Annotated in this window: 23 protein-coding genes; 14 read left to right on the top strand and 9 right to left on the bottom strand. The window is 36.6% G+C overall.

What is annotated here, in order from left to right:
• The first annotated feature begins 131 nt into the window (after positions 1-131).
• The 7 genes from coaBC (at position 132) to CINF_RS04785 (ending at position 6789) form a co-directional block, all read left to right on the top strand.
• Positions 132-1313, top strand: a complete 1182-nt coding sequence (gene coaBC, locus CINF_RS04815) for a bifunctional phosphopantothenoylcysteine decarboxylase/phosphopantothenate--cysteine ligase CoaBC (RefSeq protein WP_179974683.1) — start codon at positions 132-134, stop codon at positions 1311-1313.
• Positions 1310-2014: a hypothetical protein gene (locus CINF_RS04810; protein WP_178696117.1), complete on the top strand. Its 705-nt coding sequence runs from the start codon at positions 1310-1312 to the stop codon at positions 2012-2014. The genes coaBC and CINF_RS04810 overlap by 4 nt, the downstream gene beginning before the upstream one ends.
• Before the next feature lie 3 nt (positions 2015-2017).
• A complete protein-coding gene (gene uppS, locus CINF_RS04805) occupies positions 2018-2695 on the top strand; it encodes a polyprenyl diphosphate synthase (protein WP_179974682.1) in 678 nt (225 codons plus the stop codon).
• Positions 2696-2810: 115 nt separating this feature from the next.
• Positions 2811-3617: a prepilin peptidase gene (locus tag CINF_RS04800; RefSeq protein ID WP_179974681.1), complete on the top strand. Its 807-nt coding sequence runs from the start codon at positions 2811-2813 to the stop codon at positions 3615-3617.
• 59 nt (positions 3618-3676) lie between these two features.
• Complete coding sequence (locus tag CINF_RS04795) at positions 3677-4858, top strand: peptidoglycan DD-metalloendopeptidase family protein (protein WP_179974680.1); 1182 nt, start codon at positions 3677-3679, stop codon at positions 4856-4858.
• A 9-nt stretch (positions 4859-4867) separates the two neighbouring features.
• Positions 4868-6223, top strand: a complete 1356-nt coding sequence (gene mgtE, locus CINF_RS04790) for a magnesium transporter (protein WP_179974679.1) — start codon at positions 4868-4870, stop codon at positions 6221-6223.
• Entirely contained in the window at positions 6208-6789 is a 582-nt protein-coding gene (locus CINF_RS04785; protein ID WP_179974678.1) for an NUDIX domain-containing protein, read from the top strand. Before mgtE ends, CINF_RS04785 begins: the two co-directional genes overlap by 16 nt.
• A gap of 791 nt (positions 6790-7580) precedes the next feature.
• On the opposite strand, the gene CINF_RS08965 is transcribed toward CINF_RS04785, so the two are convergent.
• The 4 genes from CINF_RS08965 to abc-f all read right to left on the bottom strand — a co-directional run bounded on the left by CINF_RS08965 (position 7581) and on the right by abc-f (position 13703).
• Positions 7581-8081 carry a type II secretion system protein gene (locus CINF_RS08965; RefSeq protein WP_240156093.1) on the bottom strand — a complete coding sequence of 167 codons (501 nt, stop codon included), beginning with the start codon at positions 8079-8081 and terminating at the stop codon, positions 7581-7583.
• 662 nt (positions 8082-8743) lie between these two features.
• A complete protein-coding gene (locus CINF_RS04775) occupies positions 8744-9703 on the bottom strand; it encodes a hypothetical protein (RefSeq protein ID WP_179974677.1) in 960 nt (319 codons plus the stop codon).
• A gap of 74 nt (positions 9704-9777) precedes the next feature.
• A complete protein-coding gene (metG, locus tag CINF_RS04770; RefSeq protein ID WP_179974676.1) occupies positions 9778-11697 on the bottom strand; it encodes a methionine--tRNA ligase in 1920 nt (639 codons plus the stop codon).
• Between the two features lie 71 nt (positions 11698-11768).
• A complete protein-coding gene (abc-f, locus tag CINF_RS04765) occupies positions 11769-13703 on the bottom strand; it encodes a ribosomal protection-like ABC-F family protein (protein ID WP_178695448.1) in 1935 nt (644 codons plus the stop codon).
• A gap of 102 nt (positions 13704-13805) precedes the next feature.
• On the opposite strand from abc-f, the gene CINF_RS04760 reads away from it, so the two are divergent.
• A complete protein-coding gene (locus CINF_RS04760; protein WP_240156092.1) occupies positions 13806-15194 on the top strand; it encodes an MATE family efflux transporter in 1389 nt (462 codons plus the stop codon).
• Between the two features lie 2 nt (positions 15195-15196).
• Here CINF_RS04760 and CINF_RS04755 read toward each other — a convergent pair whose 3' ends face one another.
• From CINF_RS04755 to CINF_RS04735, 5 genes are read right to left on the bottom strand one after another with little or no spacing between them, the layout of a single operon-like run.
• Positions 15197-17314, bottom strand: a complete 2118-nt coding sequence (locus tag CINF_RS04755; protein WP_179974675.1) for a Ppx/GppA phosphatase family protein — start codon at positions 17312-17314, stop codon at positions 15197-15199.
• Positions 17274-17786 (bottom strand): CiaD-like domain-containing protein, encoded by a 513-nt coding sequence (locus tag CINF_RS04750; RefSeq protein WP_179974674.1) that lies wholly within the window; start codon positions 17784-17786, stop codon positions 17274-17276. Before CINF_RS04750 ends, CINF_RS04755 begins: the two co-directional genes overlap by 41 nt.
• Positions 17768-17995 carry a hypothetical protein gene (locus tag CINF_RS04745; protein WP_178695442.1) on the bottom strand — a complete coding sequence of 76 codons (228 nt, stop codon included), beginning with the start codon at positions 17993-17995 and terminating at the stop codon, positions 17768-17770. Before CINF_RS04745 ends, CINF_RS04750 begins: the two co-directional genes overlap by 19 nt.
• A 2-nt stretch (positions 17996-17997) precedes the next feature.
• A complete protein-coding gene (leuB, locus tag CINF_RS04740) occupies positions 17998-19068 on the bottom strand; it encodes a 3-isopropylmalate dehydrogenase (protein ID WP_179974673.1) in 1071 nt (356 codons plus the stop codon).
• A gap of 2 nt (positions 19069-19070) precedes the next feature.
• Positions 19071-19562: a 3-isopropylmalate dehydratase small subunit gene (locus CINF_RS04735; protein ID WP_179974672.1), complete on the bottom strand. Its 492-nt coding sequence runs from the start codon at positions 19560-19562 to the stop codon at positions 19071-19073.
• Between the two features lie 225 nt (positions 19563-19787).
• Here CINF_RS04735 and CINF_RS04730 point away from each other — a divergent pair, with 225 nt between their 5' ends.
• The 6 genes from CINF_RS04730 (at position 19788) to hemA (ending at position 24980) form a co-directional block, all read left to right on the top strand.
• Entirely contained in the window at positions 19788-21344 is a 1557-nt protein-coding gene (locus CINF_RS04730) for a DUF3373 family protein (RefSeq protein WP_179974671.1), read from the top strand.
• A gap of 14 nt (positions 21345-21358) precedes the next feature.
• Positions 21359-21598, top strand: coding sequence for a hypothetical protein (locus CINF_RS04725; protein WP_178695434.1), 240 nt, complete (start codon positions 21359-21361; stop codon positions 21596-21598).
• Between the two features lie 508 nt (positions 21599-22106).
• A complete protein-coding gene (locus CINF_RS04720; RefSeq protein WP_178695432.1) occupies positions 22107-22364 on the top strand; it encodes a DUF2018 family protein in 258 nt (85 codons plus the stop codon).
• A complete protein-coding gene (locus tag CINF_RS04715) occupies positions 22357-22806 on the top strand; it encodes a hypothetical protein (protein ID WP_179974670.1) in 450 nt (149 codons plus the stop codon). The genes CINF_RS04720 and CINF_RS04715 overlap by 8 nt, the downstream gene beginning before the upstream one ends.
• Before the next feature lie 15 nt (positions 22807-22821).
• The gene (locus CINF_RS04710) at positions 22822-23712 is read left to right on the top strand and encodes a polyprenyl synthetase family protein (RefSeq protein ID WP_179974669.1); all 891 of its coding nucleotides are present in this window, start codon (positions 22822-22824) and stop codon (positions 23710-23712) included.
• Positions 23712-24980 (top strand): glutamyl-tRNA reductase, encoded by a 1269-nt coding sequence (gene hemA, locus CINF_RS04705; RefSeq protein WP_179974668.1) that lies wholly within the window; start codon positions 23712-23714, stop codon positions 24978-24980. Before CINF_RS04710 ends, hemA begins: the two co-directional genes overlap by 1 nt.
• Positions 24981-24984: the final 4 nt, after the last annotated feature.

Genomic DNA, 24984 nt, shown 5'->3' with positions numbered 1-24984 from the left:
TATTTTGCTTGGTTGAATAGTTAAAATTTCAATATTAAAGGCCGAAATTTTAATTTATGCTTTTTAAGATTAAAATTTTGGCTTTATATTTTTGTTTTATAGCATTCTTGCTAGTAAATTGAAAGATAACAATGTTTAATGATTTTTTAAAAAATAAAAGTGTGCTTTTATGCGTGAGTGCTAGCGTGGCGTTTTATAAAGCTTATGAAATTTTAAGTTTGCTTAAAAAAGCTGGTGCTGATGTTAGAGTAGCACTTAGCGAAAATGCCCTTAAATTTACTAGCGATCTTGGCTTTGAGGCTTTAAGCGGGCATAAGGTGCTTTGCTTTAAAAATGAAAGCTGGGCCAATGGCATTAGCCACATACAATATGCTAAAAGCGACCTTATAATCATCGCCCCAGCCACCGCAAACACCATAAGCAAAATCGCTTCTGGCATCGCTGATAATCCTATGCTAGATGCAATTTTAGCAAGCAATGCGCCCAAAATCTTAGCCCCAGCAATGAATGTAAAAATGCTAGAAAATCCCGCCACGCAAAACTCTCTCCAAACGCTAAAAGATCGCGGTTTTTGCGTGCTTGATACTATGGAAAAATGCCTAGCTTGTGGTGATTTTGGCAAGGGTGCTTTGCTAGATTTGCAGCTTATAATCAAGCACGCCATTAAAGAGCTAAAAAAAGATAGCTTTTGGGAGAAAAAATCAGTGCTTATTACAGGTGGCGCAACTAGCGAAAAAATCGATGATGTGCGCGCTATTACGAATTTTTCAAGTGGCAAAATGGCCTTTTATCTTGCTTATGCTTATTTTTTTGCTGGGGCAAATGTTAGTTTGATTAGTTCAAACTCTTATGAAAATCTACCCTTTGAAAGCTTGCATTTTACAAGCTCAGCGCAGCTTTTAGAGCGCATAAATTCCTTTAAATTAAAAAGTGATGATTTGCTCATTATGGCAGCAGCAGTAAGCGATTTTGTGCCTTTAAACGCCAAAAGCGGTAAGATTAAAAAAACAGGGCAAAATTTGCTTTTAGAATTAACCCAAAACATTGATATTTTAAGCTCTATCAAGCTTAAATGTAAAAAAATTGGCTTTAAAATGGAAATGGATGAAAAAATCGCCCTAAAAAATGCTAAGCAAATGCTAGATAATAAAGGCTTGGACGCGGTTTGCTTAAATATTTTAGATGAAAAAAATTATTTTGGTAGCGAGCAAAATGAAATAGAGTTTATTAGCAAAAACGCTAGCACACATCTAGCCTTAAATCACAAAATGCAAATAGCCAGCCAAATTGTAGAGCTTAGCAAAAGATTATGAAACAAGTAACAATGATAAACGCAAGCTTGCCGGTGCTAATTGAAGTGCTTGAAAAAACGAGCTGGTGGCGTTATAATCTGCGTTTTGGCACGCGCATAGTTAGCACAAAATCGCAAAAATCCCTAGAAGTTGGAGCAAAATACTACGCAAATATCCGCACGCAAAGTGGTGGCATAATAAATATAAACTCGCTTTTTAAACGCCCAGATGGAGTAGGGCTAAATGATGCTTTAAGTTTGGTTGAGCGCGTTTTTGCTAGTATAAGTTATGAGCAAAAGCAAGCAAATTTTAATACACAAAACTTTAAAAATATGCAAAACCCACAAAATGCCGATTTTAGCTGGCTGTTTGATGAGATTAAAAATAGGCTTTTAGCTTGTAAAAGTGTAAGTGATTTTGAAATTTTATGTGATATGCTTTTGGCCCTTAAAAATGGCGTAATTAGCCTACCTTTTGCTTATGATGGCTTTTATTGCTTAGCTCAAATGCGCGCATTTAGCAATGCTTTGGAGTTGTATTTGCTTTTTGGGAAATTTGCTCCGCTTATCGTGCGCGTTAGAGATGGCGCATTTATCGGTGTTGCCACGCCTTATGATAGTTTTTCGGCTTTGTTAGCAAAAGAGCTAAAATGTGAAGTTTTTCAAGCTCAAATAATGCCATTTTATAGCCAAAACTCTGGTATTTTTAACCTAAAAGGCTAGATTATGAATGCGTTAAATCATCTAGCAATAATCATGGATGGTAATGGACGCTGGGCTAAAAAGCGCGGATTTTTACGCATAAAAGGGCATGAAAATGGAGCAAAAGTAGTAGAAAATGTGGCGATTTATTGCGCAAAATTAGGCATTAAAACGCTTAGCCTTTATGCTTTTAGCACAGAAAACTGGACAAGACCGCAAGCTGAGATAGATTTTTTAATGGATTTGCTTAAAAAATTCTTGCGCCAAAAACGCGATATGATATGTAAAAACAATATAAAATTTCACACAATCGGCGATATAAGCGCGCTTAGAGCAGATTTACAAACTGAAATTAAGGCCTTAAAAGAGCTAAGTGCGGATTTTAATGGGCTAAATTTAGTGCTTGGGCTAAATTATGGCGGGCGCGATGAGATCGTGCGAGCGTGTAAAAAGCTGTGCGATAGTGGCGTAAAAATCAGCGAAAATTCTATAAATGGCGCGCTTGATACTAGCGGGTTTGGCGATGTGGATTTGCTGATTAGAACAGGTGGAGAACAGCGTATTAGTAATTTTTTGCTATGGCAAGCAAGCTACGCTGAGCTGGCATTTACTAGCACTTTATGGCCTGATTTTAGCGTGATCGAATTAGAGAAAATCATAAATGAATACAAAACGCGCAATAGGCGTTTTGGTGGCTTGTAAATTAAAATTTGCTAGCTGTGTAATGAAAATTTGTGTTAAAGCTCTTAAATTTTAAAATTTAAGTTTAAAATTTGCTTTTTTAAAGATTGTGATTTATAAATTTTAAAGGATTATGATGCTTTTGTTTTATATTTTGTTTTTTGTTTTTGGGGCGTGTTTTGCGTCTTTTTGTAATGTGATAATTCACAGAATGCCACAAGGCCTTAGTGTGAGTTTTCCGCCTAGCCACTGCCCAAAATGCGAGCATAGCTTGCGCTTTTATCATAATATTCCGCTATTTTCGTATTTATTTTTAGGCGGTAAATGCGCGTTTTGTAAAGATAAAATTAGTTTGCGTTATTTTTTGGTTGAGCTTGGCGGGGCTTTGCTTTTTGTTGTTGCTTTGTATTTTAGTGCTGTGGATTTAGAAAATTTTAATCTCACGGCGTTATACAAACCGCTATTTTTAGGGCTTAGTTTTTGCTTGCTTTTAACGCTTAGTTTGATTGATTTTAAATACCACGCCGTGCCTGAAATCCCGCTAATTAGCGCGTATTTTTGCGCCATTATTGCTAGCGTGCCACAAAATTTAGAGCAGTTTTTTGCCTTTAATTCGCCCTTTGTGCTGTCTTTGATTTTTGCTGGTGGTATAACGATGGTAAAAAGCGTGGTAAGTGCGTGGATAAATCGTAATAAAAGTGGCGAGATTATCGAGGCTATGGGCGATGCTGATACTATCATAATAGCGATTATTGGCGCATTTTTTGGGGTGAAATTAGGGCTTGCTTGCTTGCTTTTGGCTGGAATTTTACAGCTAATTTTACATTTATTTATGCGCAAAACAAGCCAAGAAGCGCCATTTATACCAGCGCTTTTTATAGCCATTATGATTTGTTTTGCTTTTGGGGAGTTTATACTTAGTTTTTGGATGGTTTATGCTTGATTTGCCAAAATCACTAAAAGCGGTTATAATTGCTGATTTTTTTAAAAATAAGGGCTTAGATGTTTAGAATTTTTACTTTTTTTATTGTTTTATTTTGTGTATTTACTAAGGCAAATGCGCTAAAACCAAATATAGAAAAGCTTACTTGGCAAAATGGCTACACACTTTTAAAATTTTTTGAAGTTAATAAAATTCCGCCTAGGATTTATTATAATTTAGCATATGAAGATAAAGAATTAGCCGATGAAATTTCAGCAAATACGCAATACTGGGTGCTTTGGGATAAAGATGAAAGCCTAGCACAAGCCCTAATCCCAATCAATGAAGAATTACAAATCCATATTTACAAAAATAAAAACCATACCTATGAAATGGAGTTTTTGCCGATTGAATACGAAGTAGAAGAGCGCGTTTTAAGCGTTAGTTTAACTCGTTCGCCTTATATGTCGATTATTGCTGAGGCTGGCTCAATGGCACTAGCCCAAGCTTTCGTTAGAGCCTTTCGCGAAACTATAAATTTTAAAAGCACGCAAAAAGGCGATAGATTGGTAATAATTTATTCTCAAAAACGCCGAATGGGCAAAATTTTTGGCACGCCTGAGATAAAGGCTGCGATGGTAGAAAATAACAAACAAATAAAATTTGCTTATAGATTTGAAAATAGCTATTTTGATGAAAAAGGGCGTGAATTAGAGAGATTTTTTTTAACAAAACCTGTTAAAAATGCAAGGATTAGCTCGCGTTTTAATCCCAAAAGATTTCATCCTATTTTAAAGCGTTACCGCGCGCATTTGGGTATGGATTATGCGGCTCCGCGTGGGAGCAAGGTGTATGCAGCAGGCGATGGAGTAGTAAGCTTTGCTAGCACAAAAGGTGGCTACGGCAAAACAATCATTATAAAGCACGCCAGCGAGTATAGCACGCTATATGCGCATTTAAACGGCTTTGCTAAAAAAATAGTGCGTGGCAAAAAAGTAAAACAAGGCGAATTGATAGGCTATGTGGGCAATACCGGTATGAGCACTGGCCCGCATTTGCATTTTGGCCTTTACCGCGACAATAAAGCCATAAATCCTGAAAAAATCGTAAGGGTTGTAAAAAGCGCGCTTTCTGGTAGAGATAAAGAAAGATTTAACGAGCTAAAAGAAGGCTTTTTGGGCATTTTTGATCTTGCGCTAAAACCTGAATACGAAAATGCACCAAGAGAAGAAGAATACGAAAACTACATACCACTAATGTAAAGAGTAGCGATGCTAAACCAAAAATTACAAGATATTAAAGATTTAGTAAATAGCCACATTCAAGGCGATATAGAGCTAAACTCAGCCGAGCTTACAGAGCATTTAAAATTTCTTAAAAAAGAAGATGAAGAGATTTATAAGGCGATTTTAAATGAATTAGATAGCGAGAGCTTGGGCGAAGCTGCTGTGCAGATGCCAAATCATATGCTAAAAGATGTGATTGCCCTGCCTGATGAAAAAGTAGCAGATGCCATAGAAGAGCTAGAAAGCGATGATGCCACCGACCTTATCCAAAATATAGGCGATATCGATGAAAATAGGGCAAAGCAGATTTTTGATAGCCTAGAAACAGATAGCAAAAAAGAAATTTCACGCCTTATAAATTACGATGAAAACGAAGCCGGCGCCTATATGCAAATAGAGGTTTTTTCGTGCGAGCTAAACCAAACACTAGGCGATGTTATACAAAAATTTCGTATGCTTAAAAATAGTGGCGAATTAGTGCGTGTGTTTCAGCTTTTTGTGCTTGATGAGCATGGAATTTTGCGTTATTGTGTGCCACTTGATGATTTGTTGCTTTTTGATCCAGATGAGCAAATTTCTGAGATTATGAAAAAGCACAGCGCCGAGTATGAGCCACATTTTGTCCAAGATAGCGATGATATAATGTGCGTAGCACAAATAGTAAAAGATTATGATCTTAGCTCTGTGCCTGTGGTAAATAAAGCAGGCGTTTTGCTTGGGCGCATTACTACTTATGATATACATGATTTTTTAGAAGACAGTGCCACCGAGCAAATCTACCACCTAGCTGGCGTTGATGATGAAGCAGAAGATGAAGAAACGCTATTTAAAGCAGGCAAGGCTCGTGCGCTGTGGCTTTGTGTGAATTTAATCACAGCAATTATCAGCTCAGTGGTGATTTCGTATTTTGATGAAAGTATAAATAAAATCGTAGCCTTAGCTGTTTTAATGCCCATAGTTGCTTCAATGGGTGGCAATACCGGCACGCAAGCCCTAACCGTAACCGTGCGCCGTCTAGCAATAGGTGAGATAAATTTTGCCCACGCCAAGGCTACTTTGCTAAAAGAATTAAGCATAGCTGCTGTTAATGGAGCGATATTTGCCACGCTAATGGGCGTAATAGCGCATTTTTGGTTTAATATTAATAATTTAGGCTTGGTGATTGCTATGTCGATGATGATAAATTTAAGCCTAGCTGGGCTTTTTGGTGCGCTTATACCGATGGGCTTAAAGCGTTTGAATATCGATCCAGCAGTTGGCAGCTCGGTGCTACTTACTACCGTTACTGATGTGGTTGGATTTTTTAGCTTTTTAGGACTTGCTACATGGATACTATTATAAAAGATATTGAGATTAAAGAGCTTGGAGAAAGCAAATATATTCGCCCTTTTAGCATACATTTTGTTCAAGATGGCATTAAGCGTAAATGGGATTGCATTAAAGCGCACGATAGTGTTTCGTGCTTATTATATCACACAGAGCGCGATGCGTTTTTGTTTGTCAAGCAGTTTCGCCCGAGCCTTTGGTATTATCAAAAGCAAAACGGCATAAATAGCGATGAGCTTGGCATTAGTTATGAGTTTTGTGCTGGGCTTTGCGATAAAGGGCTAGATGAAAAGCGCACGATGATTGAAGAAATTTTTGAAGAAACCGGCTATGCCACAAATGATGTGCGCTACATCACTAGCAGTTTTACCGGACTTGGATTTAGCGCAAATCGCCAAAGTATATTTTACGCCCTTATAGATGAAAGTATGAAGCGTGGCGCAGGTGGTGGCATAGATGATGAAAAAATTGAGCTTTGCTTTATTGAGCGTGCTAAAATAAATGAGTTTTTGCTTGATGAAAGCAAGCCAAAAGGCGCAGGCGCACTTTTTGGCATTACTTGGTTTTTGGCAAATTTTTAGCAAAAATTCTTGACTTGATTTTAAAATTTTAATTTATTTTTTTTAGTTTTTTATTTTAAATTCTGTGCAGATTTTTTTAAAATTTTTCATTATTTTTTTGTAGTTTTTTTATGCGCGGTTTTATTTTTTTAAAATTTGCTTTTTTTTATTTTAAATTCTGCTAGGATTTTTAAAATTTTATTAATATTTTTAGTTTAAATTCGCACTGAATTTTTTTAAAAATTTTTCTTTTTAAAATAAATATTTTTTTTATTTTAAAATTTTGTGTTTATTTTAAATTTTAAATTTGCGTTTTTTACGCACTTGATTTAATATTTTATTTGCTTTTTTTTGCGTCCGCCCGCCACGCGCTAAACCTGCCACGCTTTTTGCGCGCCCACGCTCAATTCACCACACCCACAAGCTAAGCCACCCAAGCACGCCACACGCTAAATCCGCCCGTCTGCTACGCACTTTTTTTGCCCACTTGTGCCATACTCTCAGCCACGCGTTTTTACGCTCCACGCTAAACCACCAAGCCAAATGCCCCACCACGCGTTTTTATGCTCCGCGCACCACTTTTTTGCGCACCTACACGGCACGCGGTTTTTTTGTGTGAGTTTTGCTTTTTTTATTTTAAATTTTGTGTGGGCTTTGCTTTTTTTTGGATTTTAAAATTTGTGTAGATTTTGAAAGATAAAGAGATTTAAAATTTCAAGAATAAAAATAAAAAAACCCCTTGAAATTTTTAGAATTTCAAGGGGTAATTTAATTAAAGCGAATATTTAAAATTTTAATTAAATTAGATTAAATTAGAATGTTATGCCACCTGAGCCACCAATTTGGATTTTGCAGTCGTTTGAACCAATTGATTCTCCTGAGCCACTTTTGCCACACATCGCTTTAATACCTGGTAATATTTTTAATTGTTTGCACACGGCATCGGTTTGCCCAGTACTTGGGAACTCTAATGTTAATTCAACTTTGGTTGAAGCGGTGTTGCCAGTACCCCCAGTGCCATCAGTAGGTAAAACTATCTTTGCGCATACTGTACTACCTTTTACTGTAAGCTCACCTTTTTTATTTAAAGCGTTAGTGATTTTTGTAAAATCGCTTTTTTGAGTGCTAGAGAATTTACCCTTCGCCGTATAATACGCCGTAATATCACTCACCGCCGTGGTTAAGTTTGTCGCCGCCTTTGCCACCTCTGCATCATCTCTTGTAGCTGCTAGTCTTGGTATCGCTACAGACGCCAAAACACCTAAAATTACGATAACAAATATTAACTCAATCATCGTAAAACCTTTTCTCATCGAAAACTCCTTGTGTTGAAATCCTAAGCAAACGCTAGCCCTATGATTGAGATTTTTGGAGTAAGCCACCGTCTGCTTAGTGCCTGCTTCAAGCAAGCGCAAGAATTATAGGGGGGGTTAAACTAAGCTTAAATTACATAAAGTTTTTTAAAAAAAAATTTCAATTTTTTAAAAAATTTTTAATAAATTTCTTTAAAATTTGGTAAATGTTTTATAAATTTTTAATGTTTTTTGCTTTATAAAATCTCTAAATTTTATAAAATCTCTAAATTTTATAAAATCTCTAAATTTTTATAAAATCTTTAAAATTTTGTGATTTTGCATTTTTGAAATTTTATAAATTCTTTAAAATTGGCGTAGGTTGGGCTGGTTTTGGGTGCGCGGTTGAGAGCTAGGCGGGTGCGGTGCGCGCGGTTAGAGCTAGCACGGGTGCGTAGTGCGGGTGTGTTTTTAAATAATGGTGTGGCACGCGCGTGGCTAAGGGCGTGGCAGGCGCGGTGGGTGGTTTAGGTATTGCGGGCGCGGGTTTTTCTTAAATAATGGCATGGCGCGTGGCTGAGAATTTGAGTGCGGGTTTTTGGTGCGCGGTTGAGAGCTAGACGGGTGCGTGGCTAAGAGTTTGTGGGCATGGTTTGTTTTTTAAATAATAGCGCGATGTGGGCTTAAAATAAAAGTTCGTTTTGGTGGCGTGTGCTTAAAATTTTGAATAATTCATCATAATCACAAAGCACCAAAGCGTAGGTAAAATTGCGTAAATTTTTTAAATCATCAAGGCTTGAAAATATGAAATAATCGGTATTTTCGTGCTTTTTAAAATTTGGCGGGACGCAAAAAAGCATTTTATTTTTTAGCTTAGCGCACAGCCATTTAAATACGCTTTTGTCATTTTCGCAAATAAACGCTCGCGCGCTCGCTCCAAAGGGCGCTGGCTGGTTTTGCGTGCTAACAAAAAGTGCTTTAAAATGCGCAAAATCCTTAAAATCTTTAAGCCTAAAAGCAATGTTTTGCTCCATTAAAAAGCCTAAAATTTCGCAAAGTTCATTTACAAAAACATTAGGAAATTGCAAGCTAAAACGCTCATTATTAAAGATAAAATCGCTAAAAAATAATGAGTTTTGCTTAATGATTTTGGCATTTTGTGGGGCGATTTTTAAGGGGCAAAAAGTAATTTTTTCAAGCAAATTTGGCTCGTTTGTGAAAAATAAGCTTTTAGCATTAGCGTTTTGGATTTGATTAAAATTTTGTATTAGATCGGCGCAAAGCACGCTAAAATCGGCGTTTATATGTTTTAAGATATTTAGCTGTAAGTTTGAGATTTGAGCAAATTTTAATTCTTTTTGTGTGGCAAAATAGCGCATTAAGCGATAAATGCTAAGGCGCAAATCATCTACTTTTATAAAGGCTATTTCATTATCAAAGGGGATTATATCTAGTTCGCTAATGATACAATACGCGCCATTTTGGGCGGCTTGATGGATGTTTGCTAAATCGCCGTAAATATCGAAATAAGCATTTTGGCGCGCGACTTTTGAGCTTATAAAACTAAAACCATCGATTTGCTTAATTAAAGGCTCATTTAGCATTTTTGCGCCTATTAGCTTAGCAAGGCTAGCTATTCGCACGCAAGCACCTTTTTATCGGCTTTTGCGCGCGCTGGCTTACAATTTTTCTTTGGCTTTTTAAAAATCATTAAACCTTAGCCTATAACTGAGCCGTTTGGCATATTTTTCAATGGTGTTAGCAGGCTTAGTGTGCCGTTATTTTCATCTTCTGCGCTTAAAATCATACCTTGGCTTTCGTGTTTGAAAATTTTGGCTGGTTTTAGATTTGTTAGCACGCATACTTGCTTGCCGATTAGCTCGCTTGGCTTGTAAAATTTAGCAATTCCGCTAATGATTTGGCGCGGGTTATCTTCGCCTAAATCGATCTTAAATTTTAATAATTTATCGCTGCCATCGATATTAGCGCATTCTAGCACGGTGCCAACTTGGATTTTGCATTTTTTAAAATCATCGATTTTTATTTGCGCGCTATTTTGTGGATTTTCATTTTTGGCTTTTAAATCATCGTTGATTAGGCTAGGGCTTGGCATTAGCTCGCTTTCAACCTTGGTAAATAATGGCTCGCAAGATTTTGAATTAAAGCTTGATATTTGGGCGTTTAAGATTAAATCTTTATAGCTTTTTACATCAATTTCAAAGCCTAAAATTTCAGCGATTTTTTGGCTAGTTTTTGGCATAGCTGGGCTTAGTAAAATCGCCACTTTTGCTAATAAATTCGCACAAAGCCCAATTAAGGCATTTGCTTGTTTTGTTTTGCCTTCTTTTATTAAATTCCACGGCTCATATTTTGCTATTGCGACATTTGCGATATTTAGCACGCGCCAAAGTTCTTCAAGGTATTTATTACAAGCTAGCTCGTTTATGGCTGATATGGCTGCGTTTAAATGCGCGCTAGCCGTGTTTAGCTCGGCATTATGAAAGCTACTTACATCATCAGCGATGATTTTAAAATTTGAATATTTAGAGCTCATTCCCACAATCCTACTTAAAAGATTGCCCAAATCATTACACAACTCGCTATTTATGCGCTCTATCAATGCCTTTTGGCTAAAATCGCCATCTTGACCAAACGGCACCTCGCGCAGTAAAAAATACCTAAACTGCTCCAAACCATAAGCTTGTGCCACCTCGCGCGGATTTACGACATTGCCTAGGCTTTTGCTCATTTTTTTGCCATCTCTTGTCCACCAGCCGTGAGCTGCGATTTTATCAGGTAATTTTAATCCAAGGCTTAGCAAAAACGCCGGCCAATAAACAGCGTGAAAGCGCAAAATATCCTTGCCAACAATATGCGTGCTATGTCCTTGCCAAAAGGACATTTTATCATCACTAGCATATAATCCAAGCGGGCTAAGATAGCTAAAAAGCGCATCTAGCCACACATAAACCACATGTTTTGGCTCGTTTAGTTTTGGCGGTAATTTAACTCCCCAAAGAAAGCTTGTGCGCGTAATGGAAAGATCTTTTAGCCCGCTATTTACAAAGCTTAAAACTTCATTTTTTTTGCCTTGTGGGATTATGCATTGATTGCTTTCATACCAATTTAATAATTTTTTTTCGTATTTTGAGAGCGCAAAAAAGTAGCTTTCTTCTTTAATTAAACGCGTTTTTTTGCCACAATCTGGGCAGCATTCGCCATCAATTAAAGCATTTGGCGCAAAATAACTTTCACAGCTTATGCAGTAATTGCCCTCGTATTCGCCCTTATAAATATCACCGCTTTCTAACATACGCTCAAACACCGCTTGCACCGTGCTTTCGTGCGTTTTGTCAGTGGTTCTTATAAAACAATCATAGCTTATATCAAACTCATCCCATAAAGAGCGAAAATTTGCGCTTATTTCATCTGCGTAGGCTTGTGGGTCTTTGTTTTTGTTTTTGGCGGCTTCTTGGATTTTTTGGCCGTGTTCATCTGTGCCTGTTAAAAACAACACCTCATCGCCATTTAGCCTGTAAAAGCGCGCTAAGGTATCGCAAATAATGGTCGTGTAAGCGTGGCCGATGTGGGCTATATCATTTACATAATAAATCGGGCTTGTTATAAAGCGTTTCATAATTACCTCTTTAATTAAAATTTTAAAATTTGAATGTTTTGCGTTATTTTAAATATTGCGCCTTTTAAAATTTAACGCTCCAAAGATTGAGCAAATTCTAAAACATTGTAATATTCATATTCTAGCGCGCTTAGCTCGCCTTTTTTATCTTCAAGTTCTTCAAAAAGTGCTTGTAGGCCTAGTTTTTGATAAATTGCTGGATCGCTTAAAGCGGCGTTTAATTCTTTTATCTTGCTTTCAATGGCTTCGATTTTTTCTGGGTGTTTGTCTAGGATTTGTTGTTGTTTGTAGCTTAGTTTGGCGGTTTTTTTCTTGGCTGGCGCGCTAGTGCTTTGGGTTTGAAACTCTTGCTCAATCGTGCTAATTTGTTTTATTTCTTCTTCATAATCTAAATACTCGCTATACTCCATATAGAGCTGCTCGATTTTATCGTTTTCATAAGCCCAAAGTTTATTTGTGATTTTATCTATAAAATACCTATCGTGGCTTACTATCAGCACCGCGCCCTCAAAGCTTAGCAAGTATTCTTCAAGTATATTTATAGTAGCAATATCCAAATCATTTGTCGGTTCATCTAAAATCAAACAATCATATTCTTTTGTAAAAAGCTGAGCTAAGGCTAGGCGGTTTTTTTCTCCGCCACTTAGCACGCTTACTGGTTTATCTAAAAATTCTTTTGGAAATAAGAAATTTTTAAGATAACCATAAACATGCATACTACGCCCGCGCACCATTATATGATCGCCACCATTTGGGCAAAAATTTTCGATTAAGGATTTGTTTTCGTCTATATTTGTGCGGTTTTGGTCAAAATAGCCAATTTTAACATCACCGCGTATAATTTGCCCGCTATCTGGTTGAAGCTGACCTAATAAAATTTTAAGCAAAGTGCTTTTGCCACTGCCATTTGGGCCTACAATTCCTATGCGCTCGCCTTGTAAAACCCTTGCGCTAAAATCGCTAAAAAGCAATTTATTATCCATACTTTTTGAAATTTTCTTACATTCAAAAAGCATTTTTTTTCGGTTTTGATTTATGCCACCTTGGCTAAAACTTTTCGTGGCGCGTTGTAATTCTAGCTTAACTCTTGCGATTATGCCCGGGTTTGTTTTTGCACTTTGGCGCATTTGCATAATGCGTTCTTTGCGCCCTTCATTACGCTTTAATCTCCCGCGCACGCCACGGCGAAGCCATTCTTCTTCGGCTTTTAACTGCTTTAATAAGGTTTCTTGCGATTTGGCAATGCTTTGGAGGATTTGTTCTTTTTTTACTAAATAATTTGCATATCCGCCATCAAAATTGCTAAGTTTGCCGTTTTCAATCTCAACCGAGCGAGTGGCTAGATTATCTATAAAATATCTATCGTGGCTGATGAAAACTATGGTTTGTGATGATGAAAGCAATAAATCCTCTAAAAAGCGCACCATATAAACATCTAAGTGGTTTGTAGGCTCATCTAATAATAAAACATCTGGCTTTTTAAGTATCAAAGCCCCAAGAGCCACGCGCCTAATCTCACCGCCTGAAAGCGAACACATTAGTTTATTTTCGTATTCTCTTAAAGCAAAGCTATCAAGCACGCGCTCTACTTTATTTTCGATATTCCAGCCATCTTTACTTTCTATAAATTTGTGTAATTTTTCTTGGCGGGCTAGAAGCTCTTTATCTTGGCTGTTTTTTGAAATTTTTAAAAGTAAATCTTCGTATTCATTTCTGGCATCATAAATTTCTTTTAGCTCGTGTTTTAGGGCACCGCGCACGCTTAGAGCATCATCAAAATGCGGGGTTTGGGCTAGCATTTGGACGCTTATGTTATTTTGGGTTATTACCCTGCCACTATCTGGTAAATACTGAGCGCATAAAAGCTTCATTAGCGTGCTTTTGCCACCACCATTTTTGCCTATAATTGCAATACGCTCTTTTGGAGCAAGAGAAAAATTAACATTATCTAACACGATATTTTCATTAAATCTTTTGCTAACATCGATTAAATCAATTAGTGCCACGCTCTTGCCCCCTTTCTTAAAATTTTATGTGAAAATTCGCAAATTGTAGCTTAAAATTTATTAAAATATCCATAAATTTTAAAATTTTTAACACAAATTTCTATGTATTTAGCTACAATCTTGCCTATGTTTTTGGATAAAATTAAAGAACTTACAAACGGGCAAAAAACCGCAAATAATCTCAGTCTTTTTGGGCTAGCTTTTCCAATTTTTATTGATATTTTTTTAAAGCAAATTAGCCTTATGATAAATGTTTTTATGGTTTCAAAAGTTAGCGTTTTGCTCGTTGGAGCTATGAGCGCTGGCAATCAAATTTTTAATCTTTTTGTTACTGTTTTTAGCTTTTTAAGCATTGGGTGCGCTGTTGTAGTAGCTCAAAGTCTTGGCGCTAAAAACCTAAATCTAGCCTTGCGCGCTATTCATATTAGCCTTACATTTAATGCTTTTTTGGGTTTTTGTAGTACGATTTTTATTTATTTTTTCACAGCTTGGGTTTTGCATGCGTTAAATGTCCCAGATGATGTATTTGGCGATGCTTATGAATATTTGCATTTAATGTCGCTTGCTTTATTTTTGGCTGGCATTGGCATAGTAGTAGCTAGTATTTTGCGGGTAAAAAATATGGCAGGGCATATTGTGATTGTGTCTTTGGCTACAAATTTTATTGTAATTGTTGGTAATTATTTTGCGCTTGGTTTTGATGGTGGGGAAAATTATGGCTTGCGCGGTGTGGCGATTGTGGCGATTATCGCGCATTTTAGCGCGCTTTGTGCGCTTTTGTGGATTATGGTGCATAAAGCAAAGGTTCATATTCATTTAGGGCTTTTTGTTAATTTTACTTGGCAAATTTTAATTAAAATTTTAAAGGTTGGCTTGCCAAGTGCTGGTGAAAATTTGCTTTGGATAGGGCAATATATGGTGGCGTTTAGCTTTGTTGGGCTTTTGGGTTCGGCTAGTTTGAGCGTTCAAAGCGTTTATTTTCAAATTTCAACTTTTGTTTTTTTGATTTGTACGGCGATTTCTTTGGCGTGTGAGGTGATAGTTGGGCATTTAGTTGGCGCAAAAAAATTTGATGAGGCCTATCAAAAAGCATTTTATGCCCTTAAAATCGGCGTTAGCACCACTTGGGTTATAGTTTTGCTTTTTTGGATTTTTAAAGAAAATATTATGGATCTTTTTGAGCTTGATGAGAGCATTAAAAGCATTATGAGGCCGTTATTTACTTTGTCTTTGGTGCTTGAAAGTGGGCGCGGGTTTAATATTATTATGGTAAATTCCTTGCGCGCAAGCGGTGATGCGCGTTTTCCTTTTATTGTTGGTGCGATTTTTATGTGGGGCGTTAGCTTGCCTGTGGGGTATTATTTGGGCATAGTTTGTGGGTATGGTATAGTTGGTATTTGGGCTGGATTTTGCTGCGATGAATGGGGCAGGGCGATTTTAAATACCTTGCGCTGGAAAAGTGGCAAATGGAAAAATAAAGCCCTTGTTTAGCTTTAAAATTTTAATGTTTTGCGCGCTAGATTGCGATTTTTTAGGGCTAGGCTTATGCCTTCGCGCAAGCCATCATCTATTACAATAAACGGCGCATTTAAATTAGCTAAAAGCTCACTTAATAGCAAAATTCCCCCAAGCACTAAATTTGCTCTATCCTTACCTACTAAAAGTTCTGGTGAGCGCGCACTAGCAATTATCTGGGCTGATTTTTCTAAATCAGTTAAGCTTAAACTTACTCCATTAATTAGCCTAGCATCATAATTAGCATAGCTAATCCTTTTAAGCACGGCTGCTACGCTAGTTGGCACGCCTGATGTGAGTATTACGCATTCTAAATCAAAGCTATTAGCATAATTTTTGGCCTCGCTAACGCAATTTTTGGCTAAGTTTTTAGCCTTTAAAAGCTCTTTATTTTGTGGGTTTTTGCTTGAAAAAGCCTTAGATAAATCAATATCAAAAAGCGCGTTTTGGCTAAAAGTAACTATGCCAAAATCAAAACTTTTAAAATGTGCGTTGTTTGAAATTTCCGTGCTTGCGCCACCTAAATCAACAAAAAGCGCGTTTTTAAAATTTATGCCTAAGATACACGCGCGATTTGTGATACCTTGTCTTGTTAGCGCTGCTTCGGTGCTAGCATTGATGATATTAAAGCTGATTTTAAGCTCGTTTTTAATTTCTTTAAAAAAATCCTTGGCGTTTTTAGAAATTCTAAAAGCTTGCGTAGCAGCGCCATAGTAATAAATTGGCATTATTGTATTTGAAATTTTATTAAAATTTTTGTAGGGATTGCTAGCTAAGCTTTGACCTAAATGCTCGCTGGTATTTTTAAAAAAATCATCAAGCCAGGATTTAAGCTCGGCCTTAAACTCGCCAAGAGCTTTTTTAATGCGTGCTTTGGCATCATCTGCTAGACCATTTTGGCTAAGGTTTTTGGCTGAGCCTACAATGCGTTCAAAGCTAAATAAAATTTTTTCATCTTGATTTATTATGCAAGCTCTTAGCGTGTTTGAGCCAAGGTCAATGCCTAAAAATAAGGCTTTTTTATGTGCGTTTGCTCTTGCGTTAATGGCGATTTTTTGGGCATTTTCTATGGCAAGGCTTTTTTGTTTTGGGCTTAGATTTTTAAAATTTGCGCTGTTTATATTTATGCTAAGTTTTTTATCGTAGATTTTTAGTTTTTTTGCTTTGTTAATTAGCGCGCTAGTATTTAGGCCAAGCCACTCTTTTAATGGCATTTTAAGGGCTAATTTTAATAAATTTTTAGTGCTTTTGCTTTTTAAAACGGGTTGTTTTAGCACGCTTTCACAGCCTTTTATTATGTTAAGATTTGGAAATTTCACGCTCAAATCATATAAAAAACAAAGCGGATTTTGCGTGATTTTATGGTGAGTGTTGGCGGTTTTGGCAAAATTTAATGGAATTTTAACGCCAAAGATTTTTTCATCTAAATTAAGCTCTTTTAAAGCTTTTACGCCTTTAATATAATTTTTAGCATTAAAAAATTTATAAAGCTCCATTCTAATGCGCTCGCTGCTTAAATCGCTAATATCAATTTGGCGCATTATTTGAATGCTTTTTGCTTCTATGTTAAGATTAAAACGCGAGGCAAATTGGATCGCTCTAAGCACGCGCAGGCTATCATCTTTAAAGCTTTTTTCATCAACGATTTTTAAAATTTTATGTTTTAGATCATTAATCCCATCGTAAAAATCCAGCAATTCTCCATTAAAGATATTTACCATAATGGCATTTATGCTAAAATCGCGCCTAGAACTAGCTTTGCGCTCATCATCGCACACATTTACGCTAAAAGCCTTGTGGCCTCGGCCGTTTTTGCTCTCAACTCGCGCCAAGGCTAGATCAAAATTTCGCCACTTATACACAAAAAAACTTTTCCCAACGCCCAAGGCGCCGTGTTTTTGCATAAGATTTTCAAAATCTTTTGGGCTAATATCGTAAATTTCGATGTCAAAATCAACGCATTCTATGCCAAGCAGGCTATCGCGCACGCATCCGCCCACAAAATAGGCGCGTTTAGTGTGTGGCAAGAGTATGTTTAAAAGTTCGCCAAGATCGCTATTTTGGCAGATTTTCAAGTCGGTTTTGTATTTTTGCAAGTAAAAATTCCAAAAATCTTATCGTTAAATCTAAGCGCACGGCCGTGTTTTCATCATTTGCGTTAAGTCCTGCAAAAAGCACTTCAATGCGCTCTTTTAATTTTATTAAAAATTCTTGCTCATTATCTGGCTCTTGGCTTTCTTGCGTGGCTTGATTTTGCTGTGATGGATTTAATTTTTGCGTATTTGCTTGGGCGATGGATTTAATGGGTTTGGCACCATTATTTTGAGCGTTTGAGCTAGCGTTATTTTCGCTTGCGTTTATAGGCTCGCTGATATTTTGAGCATCTTCGCTTGTACTTATAGGCTCGCTGATATTTTGAGAGTTATTTTTTGGATTTGTTTGATTTGAAATTTCATTTAAAGGTGGAGTTTTAGCATCTTCTAAGATGCCATTATCAAACTCCGCGCTTATTTCTTCAATAGCTAATTTTGCGATATCTTCTATATTGCTCATAAACTCACCAACCATTTTTTAAGCTTTTGTATATCATCATCATTTAAACGCAAAAAATGCCCGAGCATAGCGTGGTTGCTATGCTGCGCGCTTAAATTATCTAAGTTTTTTTTAGCCACAGCATTATTTGGATCGCGTCTTAATATATTTTTATAAATTAGCAAAGCTTCGTTAATTAAGCCTTGCTTTTCATACATTAATGCTTCACAGATTGTGTTAGACATAGTTAAACTTTTTGAATGTAATCGCTAATTATTGCGCCCATTTCTGCTGTGGTGCATATTTCTTTTGCATCGTAATTTGCTAAATCCTTGGTGCGATAACCATCTTTTAGCACGGCAGCTACTGCTTTTTGTATGCATTGTGCGGCTTCTTCTTGTGCTAATGCGTAGCCTAGCATCATACCAGCACTTAGTATCATTGCTATTGGGTTTGCTATGCCTTGGCCTGCTATATCTGGTGCTGAGCCGTGGATAGGCTCGTAAATTCCAACCTTAGCGCCAATTGACGCGCTTGGTAAAAGTCCTATCGAACCACACACCATACTTGCTTCATCACTTAAAATATCGCCAAAAAGATTTTCAGTTAAAATCACATCAAATTGCGATGGATTGCGGATTAATTGCATCGCGGCATTATCTACATACATATATTCTAAGCTTACATCAGGGTAGTTTTTACTCACGCTTGCTACTACATCGCGCCAAAGCTGGCTAGTTTCTAGCACATTTGCCTTATCAACTAAGCATAGTTTTTTACGGCGTTTGCTAGCTGCTACAAAGCCTACTTTTGCTATGCGCTCGATTTCTTCTGTGCTATAAACCATAGTATTATAGGCGCGGGTTTGTTCTTTTGCTCTTGGGGTGCCAAAATACAATCCGCCAGTAAGCTCGCGCACTATTAAAATATCCACACCTTTAATGATTTGAGGTTTTATAGTGCTTGCGTTTATTAGCTCATCAAAAATTATTGCAGGGCGGAGATTTGCAAAAGCTTCTAAGCTTTTTCTAAGTTTTAATAATCCTTTTTCAGGGCGAATGGCTGGATCTAGGCTGTCCCATTTTGGCCCACCGATTGCGCCAAATAGCACAGCATCGCTTTTAAGGGCTGCATTTAGCGTTTCATCAGGCAAAGGCTCACCAAAAACATCAATTGCTGCTCCGCCCATTAAAAAGTATTCATAATTTAAGTTAAAATCAAAACGAGAACTTACGCTATCAAGGGCTTTTATCGCCTCGTCTGTGATTTCTGGGCCTATACCATCGCCTTTTATTACGCAGATATTATATGTTTGCATTTTTACTCCAAATTTAATGATTTTTTTGCATAATTTATTAATCCGCCAGCACGCACAAGTTCTTGCATAAACTCAGGTATAGGCGCAAATGTGTAGCTTTCATTTTTGCTTTCATTTTTTATAATGCCCGCATTTAAATCTACGCTTAAATTATCGCCCCCACTGATTTTATCGGTATCGGCACATTCTAGGATTAAAAGCCCGGTATTAAAGCTGTTGCGGTAAAAAATCCTAGCAAAACTTTTAGCTATTACCACATCTATCCCAGCAGCCTTAATGGCAATTGGCGCATGCTCTCTGCTGCTTCCACAGCCAAAATTTTCGCCTGCTACGATTATATCGCCTGTGCTGATTTTTTTGCTAAAATCTTTATCAAAATCCTCCATTACATGAGAGGCTAAATACGAAGGGTCGCTTGTATTTAAATACCGCGCAGCAATGATTACATCGGTGTCTATGTTATCTGGGAATTTCCAAACCTTATGAGCGCTCATCTTAGATCCTTAGAATAAAAAATGGCGAGATTTTAGCAGATAAATTTTAAAATAAGATTATTTTTATATATAAAAATGTTATAAAAATATTATATTTTAAAATTTGCGCCTTTTACTATTTTTTTGTTATTTTTTATTAAAAAAAGTCTTTTAATAAAAAATTAAAGTCTTTTTGGTTAGCATTCGCCCTTTAAATCACCACTTTATAAAATTAAGGCGTATATAATGAAATCATTACGAACTCTTTTGCTCTCATCAACTTTTGCGAGCATTATACTAGCCGCTCCTACACAAGAAGTAGATATTCAAGCTCTCCAAGAGCAAATAAATGCTCTCCAAGCTCAAATAAACGAGTTAAAAAACGCTCAAAATGACAAAATAAGCAAAGTAGAGCTAGACAAAGAGATAGACACTCTCCACGAGCGCGTAGATGAAAATGAATTACAAAATGCGCTCAATAAAGTAAAATTTGGCTTAGATTTTTCAAACGCCGTAACTAGCCTGCGCGCTACTAATGATACCGATGGCACAGGTGGCAAAAGACATAATAATGGCAAATTCGCTACAGAATTACATTTAAATATGAACGCTCACATCAACGATCGCACAAAATTTACCGGTCGTTTATCTATGGCAAAATATTGGGGTAATTTAGGCACTTATGGTGGCGTTTATGATTTTGATGGTGGTAGAGATCCTAATGGTAACTCAGTTTTATATGTAAGCAGGGCGTATTTGGATTATGATATTATCCCAGGTGTTTTAACAGCCACAGTAGGGCGTCAGCCAGGCACTGATGGCCCAGGCTCAAATTTACGCAATAACTCAGTTAGAATGAGCACTTATCCTGCCTTGCTAGTAAATGCTATGGGCGATGCTGTTGTTCTTACATATAAGCCAGAAGCTCTAAGAGATTATAAATTTGCTTCTCGCCTTGGTTATGTGCGTTTTTATCAAGGTTCAGAGTTTGGGCGCTCTGATGGTAGAAGCTTGCTTGGCGTAAGCGATAAGCAAGATAGCACCGTTTATATGGCTATGGCAGAAGCACAGTTGCCACTAGGCGATATGGGTAAAAACTTATTTATGCTTAGTTATGGACATGTTGAAAATTACTCATCACCTCTAAGAGCAGAAATGCTAGGCCATACCGTGCTAAATAGTGTGTATAATATTGGCGATTTTGATGTGGCTAATTTACACTTTGAAAATTACGAAACCTTTGATACTCCGCTTTCTTGGTTTATTTCAGCTAGCTGGCATAAAGGCAAAAATGGTATAGATAACACGAAAAAAGCCGTGGCTGAAGCTATAGATTCAAGTGGTGGCCAAACCTTACAGCAACTAAAACTAATAAGTGCTATGGCTGGCGATATGGCTACATATAAGGCCTATGAAGCTTATGGCAATATGATGGAGGCGCAATTAACGCAAGCTTTTAGTAAAGCATTAAAATGGAATGAAAAACATTCTTGGGCGGTGCATTTGGGTGCTAGATATGATTTTACAAAAGAATTTAAGCTTGGCGCTGAGTTTTTCCATGGTAGTAAATACTGGTATTCTATGAGCCGTACTGGCATTAGCGATCCGCTAGATTTTCGTAATACTCGTGGAAATGTCTATGATATTTATGGAATTTGGCAACTTGATTTCAACCAATATTTGCGTTTAAGCTTTACTCATATAGATTATGATTACACAAACAACGGCAGAGGCATAGGCGGTACTGAAAAAACAAATGATAGAGCAGATATTATATCTTTAATGTATGATGTGAGATTTTAATGGCGGGAGTGTCTATGTTTAGGAAATTTTTATTATTAGGTTTTGCGCTTATTAGCTTGTCATTTGGGATAAATTGCGAGGCGCTTATCGCTAAATATGACGCGCCAGATCCTTCTACAAAAACAATGGCGCAAATTTCTCGTTGGATAGAGCGCAAGGTGGGCGATAATCCAGCCGATGCAAAAGAATTAGAATCTTGTCTAATTGCAGAAGCAGCCGACAATCCTAATAAAGAGCAAGTAGCAGGCAGATAGCAACTTGCTATCTTGCTAGATTAGCAAGTGTTTTATTCAAATTATTTATTTTATTTTTGCTAAGCGTTTAAATTGCACCGGGGCTAGTTTTGCTAGCCTAAAACTACTTTTTTATAATTCTTATCAATAAAATTTGCATACTCATTTTTAATACAAATATTTTATGTTACAAAAAATTAACAATCAAATAATTAGCTTAAATTTTAAAATTTTAAAGCATTTTTGGGCTGTGGTGCGTTTTGTGTGCTAAATTTTAATTTATGTTTTTAAAATATTTTGGTAGTGATTAAGGTTTGTTAGCTGTTTTGGCAGTTAAATTTTATTAGTAAAAATGCTCTCTTAATTTAAATTTTGAAAATTTATTAGCACTAAACACGCTAGCTAAATAAATTTTAAAATTTAGCCCTTAATTTTTCTTTATCTAAGCTTAGTCAGCAAAATCTCTAATTTGATTTTATTTTATTTTTACAAAAATTATTATAAGATTTCGTTTTTTTAAGGATTAGAGATGTTTGATGAAATTTTTGAAGGCTCATTAAAGGATAATTGCTTTGATGTGCTTTTTGCTGCTAATCGTAGCGTTACGCAGATTGAATTAGAGCGTTTATTTGCTGAGCTAGTCGCCCTTAGAGAATTAAGCGCGCGCGCAAATGTAAGCAATGAAGAAATAAATAATTTTATTTTTAATAACAACGGCCAGATGGAGCAGGGTTTAAGCGATTTGTATATCGAGCTTACAAGTTCAATTTTAAGCCAAAATGAATAAAATCAATAAAATATTTTTGTGCGCTTTTTGTGCGCTTTTTTGGCTTAGCTTTTTAAGCGCTAGCGAGCCTGAGTTTGCATTTGAGCGCATTTTTAAATTGAAAAAAGATGAAAAAGCTTATTTATATATCACTGAAAAAAAAACGCAAATTAAAGAAATTTTCGAGTTTTCTTGGACCTTATATGATGGGTTAAATCTAGTAACGCACACTAAATTCCGCAAATATCCACGCCAAATAATGCTTTCTACGCGCCGCGCGTTATCGCTGTATAGCCAAAGCGTTTTGCCTACTATGGCTAATCCTTACACAGATGAAGTGCGCGTGTATTTAGAGTTTGTGAAATTTCAAACTGGCAGGGCGTATTTAAAGCTATTAGTGCGCGATTTAGCCAAAAGAGTGGATTTAGAATACCACCCACTATATGAGCTAAATGATAATTAAACCAAAAGGGAGAATATGCCACTACAAAAAATAAACGCAAGAATGCAAGAAATGGTAAAGGATTTAGCTTATGAGCGTGCTAGCAAGATGTTTGCTAGCTTAAATAATGGCAAAATGCTACGCTCAAAGCTTGTGCTAAAAATCGCCGGCCATAGCGATAGGGCTATTGATTTATGCGCTATTATTGAATTGATTCATCTTGCAAGTTTATTGCACGATGATGTGATTGATGATGCAATGCTAAGACGCGCTAAGCCTAGCATAAACGCACAATATGGCACAAAAAACGCAATTATGCTTGGTGATATTTTGTATTCTAGGGGCTTTATGCAATTAGCAAATTTTAATCCAAATATTATTATTGCGATCTCTGGGGCTGTTTGTAAGCTTTCAGTGGGCGAGCTAATGGATGTGGATTTAAGTCAAAATTTCAACGATAATCTCCAAAAATATCTACAAATGATAGAGTATAAAACAGCAGCGCTAATCCAAGCTGCTAGTAGCTCAGCTGCTATGCTAGCAGGGCTTGATGATAAACCCTATGAAATTTATGGTAAAAATTTAGGCCTTGCTTTTCAAATAATTGATGATATTTTAGATATCACAGGCGATGAAAAAAGCCTTGGCAAGCCTGCGATGAATGATTATAAAGAGGGCAAAACCACCTTGGTTTATATTTTATTATACCAAAAGCTAGAAAATACCGACAAAATCAAACTAAAAAGCCTATTTAAAAAAGAATTAAGCCCTGATGAATTAGCCTGGCTAAAAGATAAAATTTCAAAGTACAACATAATAAATGAATGCAAAAAAATCGCACATCAATACAGCCAGCTAGCCATACAAGCCACGCCAAATACCGAGCTTTCAAGCATTGCAGCAGATATGATAAATAGGAGTTTTTGATGCATTATCTTATCGCTAGCTGGACGCATAAAAATACAGATATTAAATTGCGAGAAAAGCTTGCTTTAAACGATGAGGGCAAACAAAAAGAAATTTTGCGCTTAGTGTGCGCTAACTCAAATATCAGCGAAGCGATGGCACTAAGCACTTGTAATCGCGTTGAGATAATAGTTTGCGCTGATGATATTAAAAAAGCTACAAAACATATTTTTAATTCACTTTCTCTTTTAAGCCAAGTTAGCCCGCAAATTTTACAATACCGCGCCACAATTTATGAAAATGAAGGCGCGGTGCATCATTTGTTTTCGGTGGCTAGTTCGCTTGATAGCTTGGTGGTGGGCGAAAATCAAATACCAGGACAATTAAAAAAAGCCTTTAAATTTGCTTATAATAGCGCAAACGCGGCTGGGGGAATTTTTAGCTTAATTCATTTTGCCCTAAAAACAGCAGCGAATGTAAAAAATCTTACTCAAATATCTAAAAATCCAGTTTCTGTAAGCTCTGTGGCTGTGATAAAAGCTAAGCAAATTTATGAGCAAATCAATAAAAGCTTAAACGGCGCAAATGCCCTAGTAATCGGCGCAGGACAAATGGCAAGCTTGGTGTGTAAGCATTTGATAGCAAATAATACAAATATCACACTAGTAAATCGCACCGCACAAAAAGCGCAAAATTTAGCACAAAATTTAAATGGAGTTATTAAAGTAGAGGATTTTTCAAAGCTTGATGAATTGCTTAATTCTCACAGGCTAATTTTTGTGGCAACTTCTGCTTGTGAGGCTATTATTAAAGATGAATTAATTAGGCCGTGCGAGTTTAGGCGATATATTTTTGATATTTGCGTGCCAAGAAATGTGGCATTAAGCGAGCAAGATAATGTAGAGGTGTTTTTTGTAGATGATTTAGATGAGATTGTGCGCCAAAACTTAGAATTAAGGCAAGATCAAGCAAATGAAGCTTATGCCATAGTTAGAGCTGGCGTGGTGGAGTTTTATAAATGGTTAAAGGCTAAAAACTCAGCACCAGCCATAAAGGCCTTGCGCGATAAAGCCAGGCAAGTTTGCGAGCAAGAGCTAAAAATCGCCATTAAAAAAGGCTATTTGAAAAAAAGCGATGAAATTGAAGCTAAAAAATTACTTCACCAAGCATTTAAGGCTTTTTTGCATTCTCCAAGCGTGGCGTTAAAAACGCTAAATGATAAAACTACGCTAAATGCGCTAGAAACGCTCTTTGATATAAAAATTAAAAATGATGATGAAATTGTTTGATTTT

The sequence above is a fragment of the Candidatus Campylobacter infans genome (assembly GCF_013416015.1).
In the GTDB taxonomy this organism is placed as follows: Bacteria; Campylobacterota; Campylobacteria; order Campylobacterales; family Campylobacteraceae; genus Campylobacter; species Campylobacter infans.
Note: the sequence above shows the minus strand (reverse complement) of the source record. Positions and strands in the feature narration are given on the sequence as shown.